Annotated in this window: 10 protein-coding genes; 6 read left to right on the top strand and 4 right to left on the bottom strand. The window is 34.7% G+C overall.

Going from position 1 to position 11,907, the window contains the following annotated elements; all coding sequences use genetic code 11:
- Positions 1 to 39: 39 nt before the first annotated feature.
- Positions 40 to 1,986 carry a sialate O-acetylesterase gene (locus BSF41_RS05245; RefSeq protein WP_095928460.1) on the top strand — a complete coding sequence of 649 codons (1,947 nt, stop codon included), beginning with the start codon at positions 40 to 42 and terminating at the stop codon, positions 1,984 to 1,986.
- A gap of 288 nt (positions 1,987 to 2,274) precedes the next feature.
- On the top strand, positions 2,275 to 4,671 hold the full coding sequence (locus BSF41_RS05240) for a glycoside hydrolase N-terminal domain-containing protein (RefSeq protein ID WP_095928459.1): 2,397 nt from the start codon (positions 2,275 to 2,277) through the stop codon (positions 4,669 to 4,671).
- Between the two features lie 184 nt (positions 4,672 to 4,855).
- Here the strand turns inward: BSF41_RS05240 and BSF41_RS05235 are convergent, their stop codons facing one another.
- Positions 4,856 to 5,407 (bottom strand): CvpA family protein, encoded by a 552-nt coding sequence (locus tag BSF41_RS05235; protein WP_095928458.1) that lies wholly within the window; start codon positions 5,405 to 5,407, stop codon positions 4,856 to 4,858.
- 243 nt (positions 5,408 to 5,650) lie between these two features.
- Here BSF41_RS05235 and BSF41_RS05230 point away from each other — a divergent pair, with 243 nt between their 5' ends.
- From BSF41_RS05230 to BSF41_RS05215, 4 genes are all read left to right on the top strand, one after another.
- Positions 5,651 to 6,007 carry a hypothetical protein gene (locus BSF41_RS05230; RefSeq protein WP_095928457.1) on the top strand — a complete coding sequence of 119 codons (357 nt, stop codon included), beginning with the start codon at positions 5,651 to 5,653 and terminating at the stop codon, positions 6,005 to 6,007.
- Between the two features lie 108 nt (positions 6,008 to 6,115).
- Positions 6,116 to 6,628, top strand: a complete 513-nt coding sequence (locus tag BSF41_RS05225; RefSeq protein ID WP_371610880.1) for a hypothetical protein — start codon at positions 6,116 to 6,118, stop codon at positions 6,626 to 6,628.
- Between the two features lie 84 nt (positions 6,629 to 6,712).
- The gene (locus tag BSF41_RS05220) at positions 6,713 to 7,732 is read left to right on the top strand and encodes a phenylalanine--tRNA ligase subunit alpha (RefSeq protein ID WP_095928455.1); all 1,020 of its coding nucleotides are present in this window, start codon (positions 6,713 to 6,715) and stop codon (positions 7,730 to 7,732) included.
- A gap of 78 nt (positions 7,733 to 7,810) precedes the next feature.
- Entirely contained in the window at positions 7,811 to 8,218 is a 408-nt protein-coding gene (locus BSF41_RS05215) for a hypothetical protein (protein ID WP_095928454.1), read from the top strand.
- A gap of 151 nt (positions 8,219 to 8,369) precedes the next feature.
- On the opposite strand, the gene BSF41_RS05210 is transcribed toward BSF41_RS05215, so the two are convergent.
- From BSF41_RS05210 to BSF41_RS05200, 3 genes are all read right to left on the bottom strand, one after another.
- Positions 8,370 to 9,365, bottom strand: a complete 996-nt coding sequence (locus BSF41_RS05210; RefSeq protein ID WP_095928453.1) for an NAD(P)H-dependent glycerol-3-phosphate dehydrogenase — start codon at positions 9,363 to 9,365, stop codon at positions 8,370 to 8,372.
- Between the two features lie 354 nt (positions 9,366 to 9,719).
- The gene (locus BSF41_RS05205; RefSeq protein ID WP_095928452.1) at positions 9,720 to 10,877 is read right to left on the bottom strand and encodes an iron-containing alcohol dehydrogenase; all 1,158 of its coding nucleotides are present in this window, start codon (positions 10,875 to 10,877) and stop codon (positions 9,720 to 9,722) included.
- 186 nt (positions 10,878 to 11,063) lie between these two features.
- The gene (locus BSF41_RS05200) at positions 11,064 to 11,825 is read right to left on the bottom strand and encodes a type 1 glutamine amidotransferase domain-containing protein (RefSeq protein WP_172426848.1); all 762 of its coding nucleotides are present in this window, start codon (positions 11,823 to 11,825) and stop codon (positions 11,064 to 11,066) included.
- Between the last annotated feature and the right edge of the window lie 82 nt (positions 11,826 to 11,907).

Genomic DNA, 11,907 nt, shown 5'->3' with positions numbered 1-11,907 from the left:
ATCACTTATATGGTTTAAAAAATATTTAAATTAGAAAAAATGAAAAAGAGTATAATGTTTATTTTTCTGTTAATTAGTGTTTTAGCTAATGCTAATGTGAGAATGCCTTTAATATTCTCTGACGGAATGGTACTTCAAAGAGATAAACAAATTCCAATTTGGGGTTTTGCCGATGCAAATGAAAGTGTAGAAGTTCATTTCAACAAACAAATTAAGAAAACGACAGCCGATAAAAATGGAAAATGGACGGTAAATTTAAGTCCAGAAAAAGCGGGCGGACCATTCGAATTACTCATTATTGGAAAAAATAAAATTACGATCAAAAATGTTTTGGTTGGCGAAGTTTGGATTTGCAGCGGACAATCAAACATGGAATTTCAGGTTTTCAAAACGATGAATTCTGAAAAAGAAATCAGTAGTGCAGATTATCCAATGATTCGTCATTTTGGTGTTGCTCAAGATTTAAGTGGTACTCCAAAAGACGATTTAAAACAAGGGAAATGGGAAGTAGCAAATAAAGAAAATGTAGGCAATTTTACAGCAGTTGGCTATTATTTTGCTAGAAAACTATATTCAGAATTAAAAATCCCAATCGGAATCATCAATACTTCTTGGGGCGGAACCAATGTTGAAACTTGGACAAGCCGTGAAGCTTTCGAAAACAGTCCCGATTTTAAAGCGATGATTGCCGATGTTCCAACCGTAGATATCAATGCCATTTTTGAAACCTATAAAAAATCGGTTTTAGATAATCTGAAAAAAGTACAAGGTTTTGATGTTTCGATGGAAAACGAAGATCAATTTAAAAATCCAAACTTTCAAGATAAAAACTGGCCTGAAATAAAAGTACCTTCACTTTGGGAAAACCAGCAGATTGGCAATATCGACGGAATTGTCTGGATGAGAAAAACCATTGTTTTAACAGCAGAACAAGCCAAAAAAGTAGCCGTTTTACATTTAGCAAAAGTCGATGACGAAGACAAAACGTATGTAAACGGAGTTGAAGTCGGAACTAATAATCTTTGGGACGCAAAAAGGATTTATAAAATTCCGGCAAATGTATTAAAAGAGGGTACAAACGTAATCGCCGTAAGAATTACAGATTACAGCGGCGGCGGCGGAATCTACGGCGATCCGCAAGATTTAAAAATCGATTTTAAAGATTCAAATGTACCGTTAGAAGGTCTTTGGAAATTCAACGTCATAAAAGTGAAAATCGAAGTTTCACCAAACAGTTATCCGTCATTATTGTACAATGCTATGGTAAATCCGCTAGTTCCTTATGCGATTCAAGGTGCTTTATGGTATCAAGGAGAAGCGAATGTTTGGAGAGCGGCAGAGTACAAAAAATCATTCCCTTTACTGATCAACGATTGGAGAACCAAATTCAAACAAGGAAATTTCCCTTTTTACTTCGTTCAATTATCCACTTTTGACGAATTTGGAGGGAACAGTCAAAAAGGAAGCCGTTGGGCAGAACTTCGTGAAGCACAATCTGAAACTTTAAAATTGCCAAATACAGGAATGGCCGTTACAACCGATATTGGAAATGCAAAAGACATTCATCCAACCAACAAACAAGACATCGGATTACGTTTGGCAGCCATCGCAATGAACAATCTTTACAACAAAAAACAAGTTCACAGCGGGCCAACGTATAAATCTCAAACAATAAAAGGAAACGAAATTATCATTACTTTCGATAACATCGGCAGCGGATTATCAACACCTAATAATGTTGAATTAAAAGGATTCGAAATTGCAGGTGCAGACAAAGTTTTTCATTCCGCGAAAGCGATAATCAAAGACAACAAAATAATTGTTTCGAGCGATAAAGTTCAGAATCCCGTAGCAGTTCATTACGGCTGGGCAGATGATGATACGGCAATTAATCTTTTCAATAAAGAAAAATTTCCCGCATCGCCATTCAGAACAGATAATTGGGAAATGCTAACGGCGAATGAAAAGTATAAAGTGAGTAAATAGTTTTTGAGTACTTAGTGATTAGTCCCTAGTAAAGAGCTAAATAATACGTAACGATAGATGTTCCGCTAGGAACATTTCGTCGGTAGAAATTTCATCGGTGGCAATGGAAATCCGTTGAATAAAATGGATATAACAAAAAATGTTCCGTAGGAACATCTGATTTGGTACCGTTTTTTATCCTAACAGGTTTTAAAAACCTGTTAGGTATGACTAGATTTTTTTATTAGTTTAGATAAAAAATAAATACCTAACAGGTTTTTAAAACCTGTTAGGATAAGATAACACAATATGATAAAAAAAACATTTTTCATCTTACTTCTCACGTCTTGCTACACAAACATTTCGGCGCAATCCAAGAATGTTTTATGGTACAAACAACCCGCAGAATTCTTTGAAGAAAGCTTGGTTTTAGGAAACGGAAAAATGGGAGCAACGGTTTTTGGAGGCGCCAATTCAGACAAAATTTATTTGAATGACATTACGCTTTGGTCAGGCGAACCTGTAAATGCCAATATGAGTCCGGAAGCTTACAAAAATATTCCCGCAATTCGAGAAGCATTAAAAAACGAAAACTACAAACTGGCCGAAGAACTGAATAAAAAAGTCGAGGGAAAAAATTCCGAATCGTATGCGCCTTTAGGAACATTAGAAATCAATAATTCCGAAAAAGGGAAGGCAGTAAATTATCATCGTGAACTGGATCTTTCAAATGCTATTTCTAAAGTTAGTTACGAAATGGCGGGTATCAAATATACGCGAGAATATTTCGTATCGGCTCCAGATAAAGTTATGATTATCAAACTGACAGCCGATCAAAAAGGAGCTTTAAACTTTGATATCAATCTAAAAAGCCTTTTAAAATCAAATGTTGAAGTGAGAAACAATATTTTGGTTCTAAAAGGTTCTGCGCCAATTCATGAAAACGCAGGGTACAATGTTTCTCCAAAATATTTGAGCTTAAAAGAAAGAGGAACACGATTTACAGGTTTGGTCCAAATCAAAAAAACAGACGGAAAAGTTACAAGTTCTCGAGAATCTTTAACGCTAACAGATGCAACCGAAGCAATTATTTATGTTTCTGTGGCAACAAGCTTTAACGGTTTTGACAAAAATCCAGCATCAGAAGGATTAGACGAGGTATCGATCGCCTTGCAAAATCTGAACAATGCCTACGCAAAACCATTCGATAAACTAAAGGAATCTCACATTGCCGATTATCAAAAATTCTTCAATCGTGTCGATTTAGATTTAGGAAAAACAGGTGCTCCAGATTTGCCGACCGACGAACGTTTATTGCGTTATGCTGAGGGAAAAGAAGATAAAAATCTAGAAATTCTCTATTTCAATTTCGGACGTTATTTATTAATCAGTTCATCTAGAACTTTGGGCGTTCCAGCCAATTTGCAAGGACTTTGGAATCCGCATTTGAGTCCGCCTTGGAGCAGTAATTATACGATGAATATCAATTTGGAAGAAAATTACTGGCTGGCAGAAAACACCAATCTATCCGAAATGCATTCGTCACTTTTGAGTTTCATTAAAAATCTTTCGGTAACAGGAAAAGTTACAGCCAAAACTTTTTATGGTGTAGATAAAGGTTGGGCTGCAGCGCATAATTCAGATATTTGGGCAATGACTAATCCCGTTGGACAGTTTGGAAAAGAAGATCCGATGTGGGCGTGCTGGCCAATGGCGCAGGCGTGGCTGAGTACACACATTTGGGAACATTATACTTTTACCCAAGATGTAGCTTATTTGAAAAAAGAAGGTTATCCTTTGATGAAAGGCGCAGCCGAATTTTGTTTAGGTTGGATGGTTACTGATAAAAATGGAAATTTAATTACATCGCCTTCGACTTCGCCAGAAAATCAATATAAACTGGCAGATGGTTTTGTAGGTGCGACATTGTACGGAGGAACTGCCGATTTAGCCATGATTCGCGAATGTTTTGATAAAACCATAAAAGCTTCGAAAGTGCTGAATATGGATGCTGATTTCAGAAAAAAACTAGAGACAGCACTTTCAAAATTGCATCCGTATCAAATTGGAAAAAAAGGAAATCTTCAGGAATGGTATTTTGATTGGGATGATAATGAACCGAAACATCGTCATCAATCGCACTTATTCGGACTTTTCCCTGGCGATCATATTACACCGTTAAAAACGCCTGATTTGGCTGAAGCTTCTAAGAAAACTTTGGAAATAAAAGGTGATGAAACCACAGGCTGGTCAAAAGGCTGGCGAATTAATCTCTGGGCAAGACTTTGGGACGGGAATCGTGCCTATAAAATGTATCGTGAATTACTTCGATATGTTGACCCCGACGGGAAAAAAACAGAAAAACCAAGAAGAGGAGGAGGAACGTATCCGAATTTATTCGATGCGCATCCGCCATTTCAAATTGATGGTAATTTTGGAGGAGCAGCTGCCGTTGCCGAAATGTTGGTGCAGTCAAATGAAAATGAAATTAGATTATTGCCTGCTTTACCAGACGCTTGGTCAGAAGGTTCTGTAAAAGGGATTTGCGCAAGAGGCGGATTTGAAATTGAAATGACTTGGAATGATAAAAAACCTGAAAAAGTGATTATTTCCTCTAAAAATGGAGGAAAAACAACTTTGATTTTCGGCGATAAAAAACAAGAAATTGTTTTGAAAAAAGGAGAAAGTATAGAAATCAAGTTTTAGAAAAGCTTCGGAGAAGCGAAATATTTATAGAAATTTAATAATCAAACCAAAAAGAGCTCCAGCGGAGCGACATATAAATTATTTAAAATCCAAATATGTCGCTCCGCTGGAGCTCTTTTATATCTTGAACGCTTGTTTTTTTCTATAAATATTTCGCTTCTCCGAAGCTTTTTTATATTTGAATTTATTTTTTTTCAGATTCAGAAGTTTCTTTTTCTTCATCTTTTTGAGTATGTTCTTTTTTAAAAGTCTCGTACCATTTTTCAATCGACGGATAAACAAAAGCAGCAACTTTCTTCACTGGATTATAAAAAATATAACTATCTAAAGTTTCCTTTTTAGCGAATGTATTATTGAAATTTATCTTTTCGAACAAAGCAATAAAAATACTTAAGATCAGAATGGTTTTTAAAACCCTAAAGAATCCGCCTCCGAGTTTGTTCATCCAGCCTAACATGGCAAGATCGGCAATTCCAGTTAAGATTTTGGCTAAAAAATAAACGCCAATTACAACTAAGATAAAAGTCAGGATAAAAGCCGTAATTTGAATATTGGTCGGATTCCAAGAAACGTGTTTTGAAATCATTCCCGTCATTAACGAAGAAAATTTAATCGCAAGATAAATTCCTAACAGCAAAGAAATGAAAGAGGCAACTTCTACAAAAAGTCCATTTTTAATGCCTTTGTACAAACTGTATCCTAAAAGCGCGGCTACAATAATATCAAAAAAACTCATGTTTTACAGGTGTTTAATAAAGGCGCAAAGATATGTTTTTTTAAGGTTCAGAGGTGCAGAGAGACAAAGGTTCATGGGGTTTATGGCAGATGTAATTTTATGTGTTTAATTTTTTTAGGCACATTGCGTTCGAACTCTGTATCTTTGCAAATCAAATTTAGAGTACAGATTGTAATTCTGCCCCCTTCAGAATTGAATTTTTGAGCAATCTAATATCTAAAATCAACAATCTAAAATCATATAATGTCTAGAGATACACAATTAAAAGAGCGCTGGGAAAAGCTCGTTGATATACTTTCCAATCAATTTTCGCAAGGCGAAGATTTAGATTTGGATGCCATAATTTACCTAATCGGAGTTCAAGAATACGGAAAAGTGCACCGCGAATACAAAAAAGACGAAAAACTGAATTTGATGCACATTGCAATCTGCCGATTGCTAGAACCATACGGATTTTATGAATTCGAATATTTCGATGAAGAAGGCTGGCCTCATTATAAAGTAAAAGAAAATCTGCCGCCGTTAAAAGCCGGTGAACAATCGGTTTTAATGAAAGAAGCGATTGTAAGTTATTTTTTGGAAAGAAAACTTATTGAATAGATTTTTTTTAGTGTTCAGTATTCAGTTGCTTAGTGTTCAGCGCTGTAAACGGAATATTGACCACTAAAAACCTGACCACTGACCACTAAAAAAATGTGCAGATACGCAATGACATCTTATAAGCCTCATTATGCTTGTTTTAATTGTCGAAAGACCTTTAAAAGAAGATTGATGGTTGATGTGAAAAAAGGAGAAACATCGGTTTTTGAAGCCAAATGTCCGCAATGCGGTGAATTTATGGCCAATATGGGACTAGATTTTGAATCGCCTAAGAAAGACGATGTTAAAAAGTGGGAACATATTAAAAGTTTATTTTCTGTAGGCATTACGTTTCACTCCTGCGGTTGTAGTGGGCCGGGCTATATTCCGAATTCAAAAGAAAAATTAGTGGAGTATTTTGAAGGGATAAAAAAAAGATATCTTGAAAATATGGGGTTTTGGCGCAGTAGAATTGAACCAACAAATAAACAAGAACGAGAACGGGATTTAAATAAAAACTGGCATAAACTCAGCAGTATTTCTTCTAATTACAAAAAGGAAATAGTAACCAATCAAGAAGGTTTAGATTATTGGCATGGAAAGATTAAACAAGTTGAAGAAAAGTTAAATCTGATAAAATAATTTACGGAAAACCTAAAACTGCGACAGTGACCGCACACTTTCAACTAAAAACACTAAATTTGTACTCTCAATTATCGAAGGAAAATGATAGATAAGATAAAACAACATATAGAGGAAGCTAAAGCCTTTAATGAGAAAAATAAAGAATCGTTAGAACAATTCCGTATTAAATATTTAGGAAGTAAAGGTTTGCTGAAAGAACTTTTTACTGAATTTAAAAATATACCAAATGACCAGAAAAAGGATTTTGGGCAGGTAATCAATACTTTAAAAGCGGTTGCTGAAGAAAAAGTAAGAGTTATTCAGGAAGAGCTTGAAAGCAAAGAAGAGTCTAAAGGAATTTTTGGAGATTTAACACGTGCGGCAGAACCTGTAATTATTGGTTCTCGCCATCCGATTTCTATCGTTAAAAATCAGATTATAGATATTTTTGCTAATATCGGATTCAACGTTTCTGAAGGGCCAGAAATTGAAGACGACTGGCATAACTTTACAGCATTGAACTTGCCAGAATACCATCCGGCGCGTGATATGCAGGATACGTTTTTCATTCAAACCAATCCAGATGTTTTATTGCGTACGCATACATCATCTGTTCAGGTGCGTTATATGGAAAATCATAAACCGCCAATTCGTACAATTTCTCCGGGACGTGTTTTCCGTAATGAAGCGATTTCTTCTCGTTCGCACTGTATTTTCCATCAAGTGGAAGGATTATACATTGACAAAGATGTGTCTTTTGCCGATTTGAAACAAACGTTACTTTATTTCACAAAAGAAATGTTCGGAAAATCTAAAATTCGTCTTCGTCCATCTTATTTCCCATTTACAGAACCAAGTGCTGAGATTGATATCTATTGGGGATTAAAAACAGAAACTGATTACAGAATTACAAAAGGAACGGGTTGGTTAGAAATTGGAGGTTGCGGAATGGTAGATCCAAACGTTTTGAAAAACTGTGATATTAATCCAGATGAATACAACGGATTTGCTTTCGGAATGGGAGTAGAGCGTATTGCAATGCTTTTATACCAAATTGGCGATATCCGTATGTTCTATGAAAACGATGTTCGTTTCTTAGAGCAGTTTAAATCAAGTATTTAAAAAAGTTATATAGTAAATAGTGATTAGTAAAGAGCTTTCTTTCTAATCACTATTTACTTTTTACTATTCGCTAAAAAAATGAAAAAAGATATAATAATCCCAGAAGTCGAAAACGTATTTCTTGCAGCGGTGCAGGAATGGAGCGACGATTTTATGGAAAAAGTGTGGTACGCTTACTTAGTTAATGACAGTGATTTTAACTTAGACAGCGTTATGGTAGTTTCAAAGGCATTTGGAACTATTGATGGCGAAATGAAAAAAACATCAATCTTGCGTCACGCTTTTGTTGAGGTTCCTTCGGTTTCTGTTGTGAAGATAGAATTGGTTGAAAAAAGCCTTTTAGTGCTTAATAACGAGTTCATGGTAACTTTCTTCATCGGAAATACTTTGTACGATAAGAAATTCATTTTTAAAGCCAATTCGCTTGACGAAAACAATACAGAAGAAGTGCCGATTTTGTTTGTTGAAGGAGTTATGGTGAAGTAGAGAATAAAGAATAAAGAGTATAGAAAAGAGACTTTGGAAAAATAGATAAATGAAAAGAGTCAAGACGAAATTTAAATTAGTCTTGACTCTTTTTTTATTCTTAAAGTAGAAATCTATTTTCTTTATTCTATTTTCTATCCTCTAAAAAAGACTAATCCAAAGACTCAGTCAATTTCCTGAAAACCGTTTTAGCGTCTTTTCCTTCGTATAAAACAGCGTAAACGGCATCTATAATTGGCGTTTTAGCACCGTAACCTTGATTTAGTTTATAGGCACTTTTTGTTGCGTAATAACCTTCGGCAACCATGCTCATTTCCATCATGGCACTTTTTACGGTATAGCCTTTTCCGATCATATTTCCGAACATTCTATTTCTAGAGAAAACAGAATATCCTGTAACCAACAAATCGCCTAGATAAGCAGAATCGTTAATGTTACGTTTCATACGGTGTACTTTTCTAATGAATTTCTTCATTTCGCGAATTGCATTACTCATAAGAACCGATTGGAAGTTGTCGCCATAACCTAAACCATGAGCAATTCCGGCAGCAATGGAGTAAATGTTTTTAAGCATTGCCGCATATTCAGTTCCGATGATGTCGTCTGAAATTTTGGCTTTAATATAATTTCCAGAAAGTGTTTTGGCTACAATTTTAGCTTTATCGGGATCGCCGCAAGCAATTGTCAAGTACGAAAGTCTTTCTAAGGCAACTTCCTCAGCGTGGCAAGGTCCTGTAATAACTCCAATATTGTAATATGGAATGTCGTACTGAATGTGGAAATGTTCGCCGACAATTAAACTCGTTTCAGGAACAATTCCTTTAATAGCAGAAAAAATGATTTTATCTGATAAAGAAACCGTCATGTTTTTTAACTCGGCATCTAAGAACGCAGAAGGAATTGCAAAAATAATGTAATCTGCATATTCTATCGCTTCATTTATATTGTTTGTTAATTTGAGTTTTTTGGTATCAAATTCAACAGAACTTAAGTAGTTCGGATTGTGCTTGAATTTCTCGATATGCTCAATAGCAGCATCATTGCGCATGTACCACGAAATTTCAGAAAGATTTACACATAACATTTTTGCAATTGCCGTTGCCCAGCTTCCTCCACCAATCACTGCAAATTTTAAGTTTTCGCTCATTATTTTAATAATTTAAAACAAAAGTACTTAATAATGTGCTAATAAAGCAAAATCTGTTTTAAGAAATTTTGAAAACAAGCTTTAATTGCAATGACTTTCAAGAAGTTTAAGAATAAAATATTTTTTTTAAATGTCTAAACAATAAAACTATCTGACTTACGTTATAACAAATTATAAATTAGAATTTTAATGAATTTAAAAAAAATTGAGTTAGTTAGTTTTGTTTTAGTATTTTGAAAAGGCGTTCCTAAACTTGTTAAGAACGCCTTTTTTAATGAAATTCCAATAAAAAAATTCCAAATTCCAATATACTAAGATTGGAATTTGGAATTTTAAAAATTTGGAATTTATCCTTTAATAACTAAGTTCAACAATAGATTTTACTTTATCTAAAGTTACTAATTGATTTTCTCCTAAGCCTTTCCAGCCTCTTTCTTCAAAACGATTTACGATAAAATCGGCAGTTTTAGAATAGTCTTCTGTATATTGAGAAAGTTTAGTGTCCATTCCCATTGTATGGAAAAATTCAACTGTTTTGTTGATGGCTTCTTTTGCAACTTCTTCGTCAGAGCCAGTTAGGTTGAAGATTCTTCTTCCGTATTGTGCCAGTTTTGCTTTTTTAGTTTCAAACATTACATGGTACAAACTTGGGCCAATTATCGCCAAAGTTCTAGCATGATCAATTTCGTAAAGCGCTGTCAATTCGTGACCAATCATGTGCGTTGCCCAATCACTTGGAACACCTTTCTGAATTAATCCGTTTAAAGCCATTGTACAGCTCCACATAAAATTAGAAGCCAAAGTATAATCAGTTGGGTTTTCTACGATTCCAGGACCAACTTCAATTAAAGTCTGAAGAACACCTTCTGCAATTCTATCCTGAAGAAATGCATCAGTTGGATACGTTAAATATTGTTCCATAACGTGCGTGTACGCATCTACAACACCATTTTCAATTTGTCTTTTCGGTAAAGACGAAATTACTGTAGGATCACAGATTGAAAATTGAGGAAATAAAGCACTTCCGCCAGAAGATAATTTTTCTTGAGTTGCTTCAATTGTTACCACATATCCAGAATTCATTTCGCTTCCTGTTGCCGGTAGCGTTAAAACTGTTCCAAATGGCATTGCATTTTCTTTAATTAAAATTCTTTTTTGAAGAATGTCAATCGGATTTCCTTCAAAATTAACTGCGCCTGAAATAAACTTCACGCCATCAATTACAGATCCGCCACCAACAGCCAAAATAAAATCGATTTTTTCTGCTTTGATCACATCAACAGCTTTCATCAAAGTTTCAAATCTCGGATTTGGTTCAATTCCGCCAAATTCTACAATTTCAAAACCTTTAAGGTTGTTGATTACTTGATCGTAAATTCCGTTTTTAAAAATACTTCCACCGCCATAGGCCAAAAGCACTTTTGCACCTTTTGGAACTAAAGTAGAAAGTTTTTCAATTTGTCCTTTTCCGAAAACTAAATTCGTCGGATTGTATAATTCAAAGTTGAGCATTTTTTTTAGAGTTTCTAAGATGTTAGGTTTCTGAGTTTCTAAGTTTTTTGCTTTAGAACATAAATTCTCAGAAACTTAACATTGTGATTTATTAATTTTTATTTTCCCATTTAGTGAATAAGAGATTGAGTTTTTAGATTTCTAAAGAAAACCTTAGAATCTTAGAGCCTCAGCCCCTTAGACCCTTTATTTTAACTCTTGTAACAATTTTGCAGCTACCAATTTAGACGAAGCTGGGTTTTGTCCGGTTATTAAAAGTCCGTCTGCAACTACATATGGTTGCCAGTTTGGACCTTTAGAAAAAATCGCTCCGTTGGATGATAAAGCATCTTCTAATAAAAACGGAACTACTTTTGTCAATCCAACTGCTTGTTCCTCTTCATTGGTAAATCCGGTTACTTTTTTGCCTTTTACTAGATATTCACCTTTTACTTTTACATTTTTCAAAACAGCAGGCGCGTGACATACAAATGCGACTGGTTTATTGTGCGTGTAAAAAGATTCGATTAAAGCAATTGAACTTCTATCTTCAACTAAATCCCAAAGCGGACCGTGACCTCCTGGATAAAATACAGCGTCGTAATCTTTTTGGTTAACTGTAGAAAGTTTCAACGTGTTTTTTAATTTTTCTTGTAAAACTTTATCAGCATCAAAACGTTTGGTGTCTTCAGTTGCCGAAGCAGGATCGGCACTTTTTGGATCAATTGGCGGTTGTCCTCCAAGTGGAGACGCAATTGTAATTTCAACACCTTGATCTAATAATTCGTAGTAAGGAGCAGCAAATTCTTCAGACCAGAATCCTGTTTTTTCTCCTGTATTGCCCAGTTTATCATTGCTGGTTACAACAAATAATACCTTTTTCATATTTTTCTTATTTGATTTTTGAGCTTCAGCAGAAATGCTTACAGCTGTAAATGCAGTTATTGCGAATAGTGCTATTTTCTTCATAAATATTAAATTTTGAACAAATTTACGGCGAAAGTGATATCAGTAAAAATAAAATAAACTATGTTTGTTATTATTAAATTTA

This window comes from Flavobacterium sp. ACN2 (assembly GCF_002303885.1).
Classification (GTDB): domain Bacteria; phylum Bacteroidota; class Bacteroidia; order Flavobacteriales; family Flavobacteriaceae; genus Flavobacterium.
This window is presented reverse-complemented; position numbering and strand designations above follow the sequence as displayed.